Below are 14,323 nucleotides of genomic sequence, written 5' to 3' on the forward strand. Positions count from 1 at the left end.
GCGTCCGGGTGCGTAACTTCCCCGCCCCCGCTCAGGACGCTCGACCTCGCACCGGCGCAAGAGGCCGGAAAGCACCCGTACTGTTCAGGACGTGAGCACCCTCGACCGCGCCCGCTGCAGCCTCAAGGCCCACCCCTGGGCCCTGGACGCGGCCATCGCTGCCGGCGTCCTGGTGTGCATGGTCGCGGGCTCCTTCGTCGTGCCCCGCGGACCGCACGGCGTCACCTGGGGCCTGCGCACCCCCGACCCCCTCAGCCTCCTCCTCATGCTGCTCGCCGCGGCCGCGCTCGTCTTCCGCCGCCGTGCCCCGAGGACGGTCCTCGCCGTCACCGGCGCCCTCGCGGTGATCGAGTGCGTCACCGGCGACCCTCGCGCGCCGGTGGCCATGTCCGCCGTGATCGCTCTGTACACCGTCGCATCGACCACCGACCGCACCACCGCCCTGCGGGTCGGCCTGCTCACCATGGCCGTGCTGACGGCCGCCGCCATGCTCGCCGGCCCGCTGCCCTGGTACGCGCAGGAGAACCTCGCGATCGTCGCCTGGACCGGCATCGGCGCCACCGCCGGGGACGCCGTGCGCAGCCGCCGCGCGGTCGTGCAGGCCATCCGGGAGCGCGCCGAACGCGCCGAGCGGACCCGCGAGGAGGAGGCCCGCCGCCGGGTCGCCGAGGAGCGGCTGCGCATCGCCCGCGATCTGCACGACGTCGTCGCCCATCACATCGCCCTGGTCAATGTGCAGGCCGGGGTCGCAGCCCACGTCATGGACAAGCGCCCCGACCAGGCCAAGGAGGCCCTCGCCCACGTCCGCGCGGCCAGCCGTTCCGCGCTGGACGAACTGCGCGCCACCGTCGGCCTGCTCCGCCAGTCCGGCGATCCCGCGGCCCCCACCGAACCCGCCCCCGGCCTCAGCCGCCTCGACGACCTGGCCGCCACCTTCCGCAGCGCGGGCCTCCCGGTGGACGTGGCCCGCACCGACCAGGGCACCGAACTGCCCGCCGCCGTCGATCTGGCCGCCTACCGGATCATCCAGGAAGCCCTGACGAACGCCCGCAAGCACGCCGGGCCGGGTGCCAAGGCCCAGGTCAGCGTCGTACGGGTCGGACCGCACATCGAGGTCACCGTCGTCGACGACGGCTCGGGCGCACCGGACGCCCCGCAGGCCGGCGGCGGACACGGGCTGCTCGGCATGCGTGAGCGGGCCGGCGCCCTCGGCGGCACCCTCACCACCGGACCCCGCTACGGCGGCGGCTTCCGGGTCCATGCGATCCTGCCCCTCACGACCCAAGCGCGTACGACGGCCCCGGGGGAGCCCGCATGACGATCCGTGTCCTGCTCGCCGACGACCAGGCGCTGCTGCGCAGCGCGTTCCGGGTCCTGGTCGACTCCGAGCCCGACATGGAGGTGGTGGGGGAGGCCTCCGACGGCGCGGAGGCGGTGCGCCTGGCCAAGCGGACGGCCGCCGACGTCGTCCTCATGGACATCCGGATGCCCGGCACCGACGGCCTCGCCGCGACCCGCCTGATCAGCGCCGATCCGTCCCTCGCCCAGGTCCGTGTGGTCATCCTGACCACCTTCGAGGTGGACGACTACGTGATCCAGGCGCTGCGCGCCGGCGCCTCCGGCTTCCTCGGCAAGGGCAGCGAGCCGGAGGAGCTGCTGAACGCCATCCGGGTCGCGGCGGGCGGCGAGGCGCTGCTGTCGCCGGCCGCCACCAAGGGGCTGATCGCCCGCTTCCTCGCCCAGGGCGACGACGACCGTGACCCCGCCCGCTCCGAGCGGCTCGGCGCGCTCACCGGCCGGGAGCGGGAGGTGCTCGTCCAGGTCGCGGGCGGCCACTCCAACGACGAGATCGCCGAGCGTCTGGAGGTCAGCCCGCTGACCGTGAAGACGCACGTCAACCGGGCCATGGCCAAGCTCGGCGCGCGGGACCGGGCGCAGCTCGTGGTGATCGCGTACGAGTCGGGGCTGGTGCGTCCGCGGACGGACTGATCTCCACTTCATGGCGGCCTTCGGCGGCGGCACGGACACCAACCAGGCGTCGTACCAGGTGATGCTGAAGGACTCGAAGTCCTACGACAAGGTCCAGCAGCACCTCGAGGACGGCCTGAAGAAGCTGAAGGGCATCGGCACGACCACCGTGTCGGCCGGTGACGGCTTCGGCAACCAGAACCTGAGCGTGGTGGTCAAGGCGTCCGACCCGCAGGCGCTGCGCACGGCGGCCGAGCAGGTCCGCTCCACGGTCGCCGGCCTCGACGGCGTCACCGACGTCACCAGCGACCTCGCCACCAGCGTGCCGCGGATCTCGGTGAAACCCTCCGGGGCGTCCAGGGCGAGAAAGCCCTCGAGCAGGACCTCTTCCTGTGTGAGCGGCTCATGGGCCATGGCAGTCATGTCACGTCCCTCCTTCGGCCGCTCGCCCGACTGGGACATCCGAAGATCACCTGTCCAAGAGATCGGGAACCTTCCCCCGAGCGTGGCACGAAAGGGGCGCCCCCCGACAACGGGGAGCGCCCCTGACACGGGCGAAGGCCGCCTACGGCAGCGCCAGCATCCGCTCCAGGGCCAGCTTGGCGAACGCCTCCGTCTCGCGGTCGACCTCGATCCGGTTGACCAGGTTGCCCTCGGCCAGGGACTCCAGGGCCCAGACCAGGTGGGGCAGGTCGATGCGGTTCATGGTCGAGCAGAAGCAGACCGTCTTGTCGAGGAAGACGATCTCCTTGCCCTCGGGCGCGAAACGGTTCGCCAGCCGGCGGACCAGGTTCAGCTCCGTGCCGATGGCCCACTTGGAGCCGGCCGGGGCCGCCTCCAGGGCCTTGATGATGTACTCGGTGGAGCCGACGTAGTCCGCGGCGGCCACGACCTCGTGCTTGCACTCGGGGTGGACGAGGACGTTCACGCCGGGGATGCGCTCACGGACGTCGTTGACCGAGTCGAGGCTGAAGCGGCCGTGCACCGAGCAGTGGCCGCGCCACAGGATCATCTTCGCGGCCCGCAGCTCCTCCGCCGTCAGCCCGCCGTTCGGCTTGTGCGGGTTGTAGACCACGCAGTCGTCCAGGGACATCCCCATGTCGCGGACGGCGGTGTTGCGGCCCAGGTGCTGGTCGGGCAGGAACAGCACCTTCTCGCCCTGCTCGAAGGCCCAGTCGAGGGCCCGCTTGGCGTTGGAGGAGGTGCAGATCGTGCCGCCGTGCTTGCCGGTGAACGCCTTGATGTCGGCCGAGGAGTTCATGTACGAGACCGGCACCACCTGCTCGGCGACGCCCGCCTCGGTCAGCACGTCCCAGCACTCCGCGACCTGCTCGGCCGTCGCCATGTCGGCCATGGAGCAGCCGGCGGCGAGGTCGGGCAGGACGACCTTCTGGTCGTCGGAGGTGAGGATGTCGGCGGACTCGGCCATGAAGTGCACACCGCAGAAGACGATGTACTCGGCCTCCGGGCGCGCGGCCGCGTCCCGGGCCAGCTTGAAGGAGTCACCCGTGACGTCGGCGAACTGGATGACCTCGTCGCGCTGGTAGTGGTGGCCGAGCACGAACACCTTGTCGCCGAGCTTCTCCTTGGCCGCGCGGGCGCGCGCGACCAGGTCGGGGTCGGACGGCGACGGCAGGTCACCGGGGCACTCGACGCCCCGCTCGCTCTTCGGGTCGGCCTCACGGCCGAGCAGCAGCAGGGCGAGCGGAGTCGGCTGCACGTCGAGCTCCGGGGTCTGGGCGGTGGTCACGTCACGCACCCTTTCTACTTTTCGTCTAACTGACGCTATCAATCATATCCGCTTCACGTCAGTTTGACGATGGCCATAGCGTCCATGTGACGTGAATCCCGCCCGAGTCCCTCCTCGGGCTGCTGTCCGCTCTGTCGGCCGTGTGCGAGCATGAAGAAGGAAGCAACAACGCGACAACACGACTGCCCGGCCCGGAATGAATCCGCGGAAGCGCCGGTTGCACTCGTCGGCAAGCAGTCTCCGTACAACCCGGGAGAGATGTAGATGTCCGTATCGGACGAGACCAGCACCGCCACCGACGGCATCATCCTGAGTGACGCCGCCGCGGCCAAGGTGAAGGCCCTGCTCGACCAGGAAGGCCGCGACGACCTGGCGCTGCGCGTCGCCGTTCAGCCCGGTGGCTGCTCCGGCCTGCGTTACCAGCTCTTCTTCGACGAGCGTTCGCTCGACGGCGACGTCGTCAAGGACTTCGGCGGTGTCAAGGTCGTCACCGACCGTATGAGCGCCCCGTACCTGGGCGGCGCCTCCATCGACTTCGTGGACACGATCGAGAAGCAGGGCTTCACGATCGACAACCCGAACGCGACCGGCTCCTGCGCCTGCGGCGACTCCTTCAGCTGAGCCGACGGCCACGGCCTGACGGACGGAAGAAGGCGGCGGCCCCCCGCACCGGGGGGCCGCCGCCTTCGTCGTACGTCAGCGGTTCCGGGCCGACGTGTCCGGCCGCAACGCGCCCGGCTCGGCCCGGGGAACACGGCCGCCGTCGGCGCCGACCACCGTCCGCCCGTCCAGCGGCGTGGCCAACCGCACGGTCTTCACGTACTCCTTGGCCATCAGCACGCACACCTTGTCCGGCCAGGGATGCTCGGTGACCGTGACCGTCACCTTCTCGCCGCTCTCCCGCGCCGCCACCGTGTAGTCCGCGCACACCCCGCCGAAGAAGCTCACGGTCAGCACCCGGCCGTCGGCCCTGTAGCCGCTCACCTCCACGTTCTTGGTCCCAGGCGCCTTCGGTGACGTGGAGGGCGCCGCCGACGCCGACGGCAGGTACTCCGGGTCGACCGCCGGATACGTCACCGTGAAGGAACCCCGCGCCTCGGATCCCCGCACGTCGAACAGCCAGGACGGCACCAGCGTCTGCCGTCCGCCGACCGAGTGCGCGGCCAGCCCGAACACCGCCTTCTCCACCGTGACCGTGTCCGCCGCCGGCTGCTTCGGTGCCCCCGTGGACGCACCGCACGGCTGCTCCAGCCGGTCCTTCAGCGGCACCGCGCTGGCACAGCCGCCGATCCCCATCCGGTGGTCGCCCTTCGGCGCCGCGTTCATCAGGTCCAGCGTCTTCCGTGCGCCGAGCACCGGGTACGTGGCCCCCTTCACCGGCGCCCCGAGCATCCCGTGCCCGCCGACCAGCTCGCCCCGCCTGTCGACGGTCAGGCCGGTCGTCCAGCCGTACGTCGGCAGCCCGCCCACCACCGGGTCGGCGTCGACCACCCGTTGCGCGCCCATGACCCGGCTCGCGTCGATCTTCGCGTCGTCCAGCCCGGCCGCCTTCAGCACCGGTGCCGCAGCCTTCTCGGCCGCCGCCACGCTCACCGGCTCGCCGGACGGAGCGCCCGGATCCTGTCCGCAGACGGTCACCTTCCGGCAGTTGTCGGTGCCGGGCGCGTACCGGCTGAAGGTCCAGCTGCCCGGCGCGTCCCGGTTCACCTGCAGACTCGGCCCGGTGCCGTCCTTGCCGCCGACCCGCCAGACGCGCCCCTCGGCCGCCGGCGCCCCGTCCACCCCGAGCGCCTTCGCCAGCCGGGCCACCTGATCCCGGCCGACCTCGGCGCCCGGCCCGTACACCGGCGCCGAACCGGGCCCGTCCGGGAGCTCTCCCCGGGTCACGTACCGGGCGCCGTACGGGTCCGGCTCACCGGGCGCGACGCCGTTCGACCCCGTCCAGCCGTCCAGGGCGAGCGGGGGAGGCGTGGTGCCCCTGCCGGACGCGCCCGGGCTCGTACGACCGCCCGTGTCACTGCTCGCGGCGAGATACGCACCCCCGCCGCCGACCAGCAGCACGGCCGCGGCGACGGCGACGACGACGGCACGGGAGCGACGCCGGCCGGCCCGCTCGCCGGGCTCATCGCCACCGGTCTCCGGCTCGCCGGGCTCCTCCGCACCGGCCTCCGGCGCGCCCGGCTCCCTGCCACCGGCCTCCGGTGCGTCCGGCTCTCCGCCACCGGCCTCCGGTGCGTCCGGCTCCTCCGCACCGGCCTCCGGCGCGCCCGGCTCCCTGCCACCGGCCTCCGGTGCGTCCGGCTCCCCGCCCCGGGTCTCCGGCTCGGCGGCGACCGCGTCGGCCGCACGCTCCTCGGAAACCTCGGGACCCTCCGCATTCCCGGAGTTCTCAGGCCGCTCGGTGTTCACCGCATCGCTCCTCGCTGGGTCGTATCCCGCATCCCCTGCGTGGGGGACGGCGATGGGACGCGGGAGAGGAGCGCGCGGTTCCCTGGAACGCGCCCCGTACGTCAGTCGCCGTAGTCGGACATCGCGTCCAGCAGTCGTGCAGACCGCACTGGCACGCTCACCCCGTGGATGAGCGACGGCGGCACCGGCCGCGACGCGCGGTGCTCGGGAACCGCCCAGTGCGGCGCCATCCGGGCACAGTCACCGCGCAGCTCGGCGAGGCCGCCCTCGAGGTCGGCCGGGACGGAGGAGTGGACCTTGAGGTTCGTCATGAGGGCACCGTAGGCATGCCCGGGGCCGCGAAGAAAGATCTACTATCGGGTAGTTTCGCCAACTACAGCACCAGCCCCTGAGCGGGTAGCGTGAACTGTCAATCCAGCCTCCCGCAGGAGAATGCCGACGTGCGCATCGCAGTCACCGGCTCCATCGCCACCGACCACCTCATGACCTTCCCCGGCCGTTTCGCCGACCAGTTCGTCGCGGACCAGCTGCACACGGTCTCGCTCTCCTTCCTGGTGGACAACCTGGACGTGCGCCGGGGCGGGGTGGGCGCGAACATCGCCTTCGGCATGGGTCAGCTCGGCACCCGGCCCATCCTGGTCGGCGCCGCCGGCTTCGACTTCGACGAGTACCGGGCCTGGCTCGACCGGCACGGCGTCGACACCGAGTCGGTCCGGATCTCCGAGACCCTGCACACCGCCCGCTTCGTGTGCACCACCGACGCCGACCACAACCAGATCGGCTCCTTCTACACCGGCGCGATGAGCGAGGCCCGGCAGATCGAGCTGAAGACCGTCGCGGACCGCGTGGACGGCCTCGACCTGGTCCTCATCGGCGCCGACGACCCGGAGGCGATGCTGCGTCACACGGAGGAGTGCCGGACCCGGGGCATTCCCTTCGCCGCGGACTTCTCCCAGCAGATCGCCCGTATGGAGGGCGAGGAGATCCGGGTCCTGCTCGACGGGGCGACGTACCTCTTCTCCAACGAGTACGAGAAGGGCCTCATCGAGTCCAAGACCGGCTGGAGCGACGCCGAGATCCTCTCCCGGGTCGGCCACCGCGTCACCACGCTGGGCGCGCGGGGCGTGCGCATCGAGCGCGTCGGCGAGGACCCGATCGAGGTCGGCTGTGCCGAGGAGCAGCGCAAGGCCGACCCCACGGGCGTCGGCGACGCCTTCCGCGCCGGGTTCCTGTCCGGACTGGCCTGGGGCGTCTCGCTGGAGCGTGCGGCGCAGGTGGGCTGCATGCTGGCGACGCTCGTCATCGAGACCGTGGGGACGCAGGAGTACCGGCTGCAGCGGGCGCACTTCATGGAGCGGTTCGTGAAGGCGTACGGGGACGACGCCGGGCAGGAAGTGCGCAAGCACCTGGGCTGAGGCTGCGTCCACTCGTCCGCCACGCGTTCGCCGTGGCCGAATCGCGGGCGCGTGGGGGCGGGCCGAGCCCACGCGGCGGAGCCGTGCATCGGCTCCGCCCCGCGCCCCCGAGGGGCGCTCCCCCCTGCTGTCAGGAGACCCGGCGTACCAGGTACGCCGTACCCCTCTCCGCCGGCTCCTCCCCGACGTACTCCTGCCCCCGCATCTCGCACCACGCCGGGATGTCCAGCCGGGCCGCCTCGTCGTCGGACAGGACCCGCACCCGGCCTCCCACCGGCACCTGCCCGATGACCTTGGCCAGCTCGATGACGGGGATCGGGCAGCGCTTGCCGAGGGAGTCCACGACCAGCTCCTCCTCCCGCACGGCCGTCGCGGGAGCGGCCGGTGCCCCCAGCTTCTCCCGCACCCCGGCCACCACCCCCGGCAGCAGCTCCAGGAACCGCTCCACGTCCTCCTCGGCCGTGCCCATCGGCAGCGAGACCCGCACGTTGCCCTCGCTCAGCACCCCCATCGCCCTCAGCACATGGCTGGGCGTCAGCGTGCTGCTCGTGCAGGAGGAGCCGGACGACACCGAGAACCCGGCCCGGTCCAGCTCGTGCAGGAGCGCCTCCCCGTCGACATAGAGACAGGAGAAGGTGACGATCCCCGGCAGCCGCCGTTCCGCGTCGCCCACCACCTCCACGTCCGGCACCAGTTGCGGCACCCGCGTCCGGATCCGCTCCGTCAGCTCCCGCAGCCGGGCCGCCTCCTGGGCGGCCTCGGCCCGTACCGCGCGCAGCGAGGCCACGGCCGCCACGATCGCCGGGATGTTCTCGAAGCCGGGCGCCCGCCCCGACTCCCGCTCGTCCACCGGGCCCCGGGCGGCGAACCGGACCCCCTTGCGTACGACGAGCAGCCCGGTCCCCGAAGGCCCGCCCCACTTGTGCGCACTGGCCGCGAGCAGCGACCAGGCGCCCTCCACCGGCCCCCAGCCCAGCGACTGCGCCGCGTCCACCAGCAGGGGCACCCCGGCGGCCCGGCACACCTCGGCCACCTCGGCCACCGGCTGCACGGTGCCCACTTCGTGGTTGGCCGACTGCAGACAGGCGAGTGCGGTGTCGGGGCGAAGAGCGGCCGCATAGCCCGACGGGTCCACCCGGCCCGCCCGGTCCACCGGCACCCGGGTCACCGTTCCCCCGTCCTCCTCGAACGCCTCCGCCGAATGGAGTACGGAGGAGTGTTCGACGGCTGACACGATCAGGTGGCGTCCGACCCGGCGCCTTCCGGCCGACGCCCCCGCGACACCGGTATGGACGGCCCGCGTCCCGGACGTCGTGAACACCACCTCGTCCGCCCGGCACCCGACCGCCTCCGCGGCAGCCTCCCGCGCCGCGTCGAGCAGCATCCGCGCCTTCCGCCCCTCGCGGTGGAGCCGGGCGGGATCGGCCCATCCTTCATCCAAAGAGGCCAACAACGCCTGATGAGCGACGGGATGGAGGGGAACGGCGGAAGCAGCATCGAAGTAGCCCATACGGCAACGCTAAACCGCCGGTCAGGGGAGCGCCCCGAAGGGGCGCGAGGAGCGGCGCGACCAGCCACGAAAGGCCCGCAGCCGCCAATCCAGCGAACCACCCGAGTTAGTAGGCCCCCCTCCCCGCGAACCCCCGGAGGGCGTCGGCTAGGGTTTGGTCCGCATAAACATCCAAACCCCTGCCCGACGCAGGGCGGCGACCGACCAGCGAGAAGGCCGCAGCCGACCGCGCGGGCGAGACTCTCGGGAAGGCGCTACGTGAGTCCCAACGGCTCCGACCGCTCGCCGCGGCGCCCGATGCGGCGGAAGCTGCTGCAGGCAATGACCGCGGGCCTGGTCCTGGCGACCGCAACCGGTTGCACATACAAGGACTTCCCCCGCCTTGGTATGCCCACCCCCACCACCGAAGAGGCTCCGCGGATCCTCTCGCTGTGGCAGGGCTCCTGGGCTGCCGCGCTCGCCGTCGGCGTGCTGGTGTGGGGCCTGATCCTGTGGAGCGCCATGTTCCACCGGCGCAGCCGCACCAAGGTCGAGGTACCTCCGCAGACCCGGTACAACATGCCGATCGAGGCCCTGTACACGGTGGTCCCGATCATCATCATCTCGGTGCTCTTCTACTTCACGGCCCGGGACGAGTCGAAGCTCCTCGACACCTCCAAGAAGCCCGACGTCACGGTCAACGTGGTCGGCTTCCAGTGGAGCTGGGGCTTCAACTACGTCGAGGACGTCCCCGGTGTCTCCGGCAATGCCAAGACCGACCCGAACCTGAACGCCATTCCGGACGGGCTCAAGAAGGACTTCCCGGCGAACGCCGGCGGTGTCTACGACGTCGGCACCCCCGGCACCCGGAACCCGCAGACGGGCAACCCCGGTCCGACGCTCTGGCTCCCCAAGGGCAAGACCGTCCGCTTCGTCCTGACCTCTCGTGACGTCATCCACTCCTTCTGGGTGGTGCCGTTCCTGATGAAGCAGGACGTCATCCCGGGCCACACCAACGCCTTCCAGGTGACCCCGAACCACGAGGGCACCTTCCTCGGCAAGTGCGCCGAGCTCTGCGGCGTCGACCACTCCCGGATGCTGTTCAACGTGAAGGTCGTCTCTCCGGCAGCGTACGAGAAGCACCTCAAGGAGCTCGCGGCGAAGGGGCAGACCGGTTACATCCCGGCCGGCATCGCGCAGACGAGCCACGAGAAGAACCAGAGGACGAACAACCTGTGAGCATCCTCAACGAACCCCAGGGTGCCGCGGCAGCAGAGGACTCGTACGAGGACGAGCTGCCGGTCAGGCGCAAGCAGCCCGGCAACGTCGTGGTGAAGTGGCTGACGACCACCGACCACAAGACGATCGGAACGCTGTACCTCGTCACGTCGTTCGCGTTCTTCCTGATCGGTGGCGTGATGGCGCTGCTCATGCGCGCCGAGCTGGCCCGTCCGGGCCTGCAGTTCATGTCGAACGAGCAGTTCAACCAGGCGTTCACGATGCACGGCACGATCATGCTGCTGATGTTCGCGACGCCGCTGTTCGCCGGTTTCACGAACTGGATCATGCCGCTGCAGATCGGCGCGCCCGACGTGGCGTTCCCGCGGCTGAACATGTTCGCCTACTGGCTCTACCTGTTCGGCTCGACCATCGCGGTGGGCGGCTTCCTCACCCCGCAGGGTGCGGCCGACTTCGGCTGGTTCGCCTACTCCCCGCTGTCGGACGCGGTCCGCAGCCCGGGCATCGGCGCCGACATGTGGATCATGGGTCTGGCCTTCTCCGGCTTCGGCACCATCCTCGGCGCGGTCAACTTCATCACCACGATCATCTGCATGCGCGCCCCGGGCATGACGATGTTCCGCATGCCGATCTTCGTGTGGAACGTGCTGCTGACCGCCGTGCTGGTCCTGCTCGCCTTCCCCGTCCTGGCCGCCGCGCTCTTCGCCCTGGAGGCGGACCGTAAGTTCGGAGCGCACGTCTTCGACGCCGCCAACGGCGGAGCACTGCTGTGGCAACACCTCTTCTGGTTCTTCGGCCATCCAGAGGTGTACATCATCGCGCTGCCGTTCTTCGGCATCATCTCCGAGGTCATCCCGGTCTTCTCGCGCAAGCCGATGTTCGGCTACATGGGCCTGATCGCCGCGACCATCGCGATCGCCGGCCTGTCTGTGACGGTGTGGGCCCACCACATGTACGTCACCGGCGGTGTGCTGCTGCCGTTCTTCTCCTTCATGACGTTCCTGATCGCGGTGCCGACCGGTGTGAAGTTCTTCAACTGGATCGGCACCATGTGGAAGGGCTCGCTGTCCTTCGAGACGCCGATGCTCTGGGCGGTCGGCTTCCTGATCACCTTCACGTTCGGTGGTCTGACCGGTGTCATCCTGGCCTCGCCGCCGATGGACTTCCACGTGTCCGACTCCTACTTCGTGGTGGCGCACTTCCACTACGTGGTCTTCGGCACCGTCGTCTTCGCGATGTTCTCCGGCTTCCACTTCTGGTGGCCGAAGTTCACGGGCAAGATGCTGGACGAGCGCCTCGGCAAGATCACGTTCTGGACGCTGTTCGTCGGCTTCCACGGCACCTTCCTGGTCCAGCACTGGCTGGGCGCCGAGGGCATGCCGCGCCGGTACGCCGACTACCTGGCGGCCGACGGCTTCACCGCCCTGAACACGATCTCGACGATCAGCTCCTTCCTGCTCGGCCTGTCGATCCTGCCGTTCCTCTACAACGTGTGGAAGACGGCCAAGTACGGCAAGCCGGTCAACGTGGACGACCCGTGGGGCTACGGCCGTTCGCTGGAGTGGGCGACCTCCTGCCCGCCGCCCCGGCACAACTTCGTCACCCTGCCGCGGATCCGCAGTGAATCCCCGGCGTTCGACCTGCACCACCCCGAGATCGCCGCGCTCGAGCAGCTCGAGCACGCCGGTCACGGCACCGCCATCGCGGGCACCAAGGAGGCCGGCAAGTGAAGATCCAGGGCCGGATGTTCATCTGGCTGAGCTTCTTCGTCCTGATCATGGCCGTCGTGTACGGCGTGTGGTCGAAGGAGCCGGCCGGCACCACGGCGCTCTTCCTGGCCTTCGGCCTGTGCATCATGATCGGCTTCTACCTGGGCTTCACCGCCCGGCGGGTCGACGCAGGTGCGCAGGACGACAAGGAGGCCGACGTCGCGGACGACGCGGGCGAGCTGGGCTTCTTCAGCCCGCACAGCTGGCAGCCGCTCATGCTGGGCTTCGGCGGTGCGATCGCCTTCCTCAGCATCGCGGTCGGCTGGTGGCTGATCTACTTCTCCGCCCCGTTCATCGTGATCGGTCTGTTCGGCTGGGTGTTCGAGTACTACCACGGTGAGAACCGCACCCAGTAGCACGCGAGAGCACACACCGGGAGCCCGGACCCTCCGTCAGGAGAGTCCGGGCTCCCGTCTTTTCCGGCGTACGACGGCAGGGGTCCCCCCTTTGCCGCAACGTCCATCGCCCGTACGAGTCACCTGCCGTGCCGGCCAGGTCGTCGCCTCATAGCGTGATCGTATGAATCACTCTCCGTGGACCCGCACCGCCGTCAGCTGTGCGCTGCTGGTGGCCGCCCTCGGCGCGGGCGCCACCGCCTGCGGTTCGGACGGCAACCCCCTGTCGGCCAAGCCGTACGACGCGGCGGACGAGATCTCGTTCAACGGTCCCACCGAAGCAGGGAAGCCGGCCGATCCGGACAAGCCCCTGGAGATCACCGCCGACGACGACGGCCGGATCACCGACGTCACCGCCCAGGACTCCACAGGGCGCTATGTGGCGGGCGAACTCTCCGCCGACGGCAGCAGATGGCACAACACCGCCCCGCTGGCCGCCAACGCCCATTACACGGTCACCGTGAGCATCGAGGACGACGACGGTTCACCCGGTCGCAAGGTCCTCGTGTTCGACACCAGCAAGCCCACGAGCAAGAAGCGGCTGAACGTCACGTTCGGGCCGGACGCGGGCCAGTACGGCGTCGGACAGCCCGTCACGGCCCAGCTCGACCAGGAGATCAAGGACAAGGCGCAGCGCGCCATCGTGGAGCGCGCGCTGCGCGTGGACTCCACGCCGGCCGTCCAGGGCTCCTGGTACTGGGTGAGCAACAAGGAACTCCACTACCGTCCCAAGGACTACTGGCCCGCGCACGCCACCGTCCAGGTGCACAGCAACCTGGACGGCGTCAGGATCAGCGACCGGCTGTGGGGCGGAAAGTCCAAGCCCCTGAAGATCACCATCGGTGACAGGATCGAGGCCGTCACGGACGCCTCGGCGCACCAGCTGACCTTCTACCAGAACGGCAAGGCGATCAACCAGGTCCCCGTCACCACCGGCAAGCCCGGCTTCGAGACCCGCAACGGCGTCAAGGTCGTCCTGGAGAAGCAGTACTTCGTACGGATGCGCGGTGTCACCGTCGGCATCGCCGAGGGCAGCTCGGACTCGTACGACCTCCCGGTCTACTACGCCACCCGGGTCACCTGGTCGGGCGAGTACGTCCACGCCGCGCCCTGGTCCGTCGGCTCCCAGGGATACGCCAACGTCAGCCACGGCTGCACGGGCATGAGCACCGGCAACGCCGAGTGGTTCTTCGACCACATCCACGAGGGCGACATCGTCAAGGTCGTCAACTCCAACGGCGACCCGATGGAGCCCTTCGGCAACGGCTTCGGCGACTGGAACATGGACTGGACGAAGTGGCGCACGGGCTCGGCCCTGAACGGGGGCACCCCCGACGGCCCGCCTCCGGCGGATGCGGGCCGCCTGCAGCCGACGGCTGTGTGAGCGCCCCACAGGGGCGCCGGGATCCGTGCGCACAGGCACCACCGGCCCGTGCGCGCTCCCCGCGCCCCGGCGCACCCCTAGGCGCTCAAGAGCCTCTTCTGCCGCAGCAGGGTGGCCAACGCGGAGGCGAACTCCACCGGATCCACCGGCAGCGTCACAGCCGCGTCGGAGCGGCTCCACGTGGCCAGCCAGGCGTCCTGGGGGCGGCCCATGAGAACCAGCACCGGCGGACAGTTGAACACCTCGTCCTTGATCTGCCGGCACACGCCCATGCCCCCCATGGGCACGGCCTCGCCGTCCAGCACACAGACGTCGATGCCCCCCTTGTCCAGCTCGCGCAGCACCGCGCCCGGCGTCGCACACTCCACGAACTCCACGACAGGGACGTCCGGGGCGGGCCGGCGCCCGGCGGCCAGCCGGACCTGTTCCCGTGTGTTGGAGTCGTCGCTGTAGACCAGCACCGTGGCGGTCGGCTGCATTGTTCCTCCGGGACGTCAGCGTCGTA

At 70.5% G+C, this 14,323-nt stretch carries 13 protein-coding genes and 2 pseudogenes; 9 read left to right on the forward strand and 6 right to left on the reverse strand.

Translation table 11 applies throughout. The annotated features are described in order from the left end of the window. Nucleotides 1–91 precede the first annotated feature (91 nt). From ACIHEJ_RS12360 to ACIHEJ_RS12370, 3 genes and pseudogenes are all read left to right on the forward strand, one after another. Entirely contained in the window at nt 92–1,318 is a 1,227-nt protein-coding gene (locus ACIHEJ_RS12360) for a sensor histidine kinase (RefSeq protein WP_400134575.1), read from the forward strand. Continuing rightward, entirely contained in the window at nt 1,315–1,989 is a 675-nt protein-coding gene (locus ACIHEJ_RS12365) for a response regulator (protein WP_400134577.1), read from the forward strand. The genes ACIHEJ_RS12360 and ACIHEJ_RS12365 overlap by 4 nt, the downstream gene beginning before the upstream one ends. Nucleotides 1,990–1,996: 7 nt before the next feature. Further along, nucleotides 1,997–2,332 (forward strand): annotated as a pseudogene (locus ACIHEJ_RS12370) (AcrB/AcrD/AcrF family protein); the annotation flags it as partial. On the opposite strand, the pseudogene ACIHEJ_RS12375 reads toward ACIHEJ_RS12370, so the two are convergent. Both ACIHEJ_RS12375 and nadA read right to left on the reverse strand, forming a co-directional pair. Then, nucleotides 2,308–2,391, reverse strand: a pseudogene (locus tag ACIHEJ_RS12375) (Uma2 family endonuclease); the annotation flags it as partial. The pseudogenes ACIHEJ_RS12370 and ACIHEJ_RS12375 sit on opposite strands and share 25 nt — an antisense overlap. A gap of 142 nt (nt 2,392–2,533) precedes the next feature. Next, the gene (gene nadA, locus ACIHEJ_RS12380; RefSeq protein WP_400134579.1) at nt 2,534–3,718 is read right to left on the reverse strand and encodes a quinolinate synthase NadA; all 1,185 of its coding nucleotides are present in this window, start codon (nt 3,716–3,718) and stop codon (nt 2,534–2,536) included. A 264-nt stretch (nt 3,719–3,982) separates the two neighbouring features. On the opposite strand from nadA, the gene ACIHEJ_RS12385 reads away from it, so the two are divergent. After that, nucleotides 3,983–4,339: an iron-sulfur cluster assembly accessory protein gene (locus tag ACIHEJ_RS12385; protein WP_030951236.1), complete on the forward strand. Its 357-nt coding sequence runs from the start codon at nt 3,983–3,985 to the stop codon at nt 4,337–4,339. Nucleotides 4,340–4,414: 75 nt separating this feature from the next. Here ACIHEJ_RS12385 and ACIHEJ_RS12390 read toward each other — a convergent pair whose 3' ends face one another. Together ACIHEJ_RS12390 and ACIHEJ_RS12395 are read right to left on the reverse strand one after the other, a co-directional pair. Next, on the reverse strand, nt 4,415–6,127 hold the full coding sequence (locus tag ACIHEJ_RS12390) for a hypothetical protein (RefSeq protein ID WP_400134581.1): 1,713 nt from the start codon (nt 6,125–6,127) through the stop codon (nt 4,415–4,417). A 101-nt stretch (nt 6,128–6,228) separates the two neighbouring features. Then, nucleotides 6,229–6,438: a hypothetical protein gene (locus ACIHEJ_RS12395; protein ID WP_400134583.1), complete on the reverse strand. Its 210-nt coding sequence runs from the start codon at nt 6,436–6,438 to the stop codon at nt 6,229–6,231. Nucleotides 6,439–6,567: 129 nt separating this feature from the next. Between ACIHEJ_RS12395 and ACIHEJ_RS12400 the strand changes: the two genes are divergently transcribed. Beyond that, the gene (locus ACIHEJ_RS12400) at nt 6,568–7,542 is read left to right on the forward strand and encodes a carbohydrate kinase family protein (RefSeq protein WP_400134585.1); all 975 of its coding nucleotides are present in this window, start codon (nt 6,568–6,570) and stop codon (nt 7,540–7,542) included. Between the two features lie 130 nt (nt 7,543–7,672). Here the strand turns inward: ACIHEJ_RS12400 and ACIHEJ_RS12405 are convergent, their stop codons facing one another. Continuing rightward, a complete protein-coding gene (locus tag ACIHEJ_RS12405) occupies nt 7,673–9,052 on the reverse strand; it encodes a cysteine desulfurase/sulfurtransferase TusA family protein (protein WP_400134587.1) in 1,380 nt (459 codons plus the stop codon). 258 nt (nt 9,053–9,310) lie between these two features. Between ACIHEJ_RS12405 and coxB the strand changes: the two genes are divergently transcribed. From coxB to ACIHEJ_RS12425, 4 genes are all read left to right on the forward strand, one after another. Beyond that, the gene (coxB, locus tag ACIHEJ_RS12410) at nt 9,311–10,270 is read left to right on the forward strand and encodes a cytochrome c oxidase subunit II (RefSeq protein ID WP_400134589.1); all 960 of its coding nucleotides are present in this window, start codon (nt 9,311–9,313) and stop codon (nt 10,268–10,270) included. Further along, nucleotides 10,267–12,000: a cytochrome c oxidase subunit I gene (gene ctaD, locus ACIHEJ_RS12415; protein ID WP_400134591.1), complete on the forward strand. Its 1,734-nt coding sequence runs from the start codon at nt 10,267–10,269 to the stop codon at nt 11,998–12,000. Before coxB ends, ctaD begins: the two co-directional genes overlap by 4 nt. After that, entirely contained in the window at nt 11,997–12,395 is a 399-nt protein-coding gene (locus tag ACIHEJ_RS12420; protein ID WP_366017114.1) for a cytochrome c oxidase subunit 4, read from the forward strand. The genes ctaD and ACIHEJ_RS12420 overlap by 4 nt, the downstream gene beginning before the upstream one ends. Nucleotides 12,396–12,558: 163 nt before the next feature. Continuing rightward, nucleotides 12,559–13,818 (forward strand): Ig-like domain-containing protein, encoded by a 1,260-nt coding sequence (locus ACIHEJ_RS12425; protein WP_400134594.1) that lies wholly within the window; start codon nt 12,559–12,561, stop codon nt 13,816–13,818. Between the two features lie 77 nt (nt 13,819–13,895). On the opposite strand, the gene ACIHEJ_RS12430 is transcribed toward ACIHEJ_RS12425, so the two are convergent. Continuing rightward, the gene (locus ACIHEJ_RS12430; RefSeq protein ID WP_400134596.1) at nt 13,896–14,297 is read right to left on the reverse strand and encodes a hypothetical protein; all 402 of its coding nucleotides are present in this window, start codon (nt 14,295–14,297) and stop codon (nt 13,896–13,898) included. Nucleotides 14,298–14,323: the final 26 nt, after the last annotated feature.

Source organism: Streptomyces sp. NPDC052301 (assembly GCF_044593395.1).
In the GTDB taxonomy this organism is placed as follows: domain Bacteria; phylum Actinomycetota; class Actinomycetes; order Streptomycetales; family Streptomycetaceae; genus Streptomyces.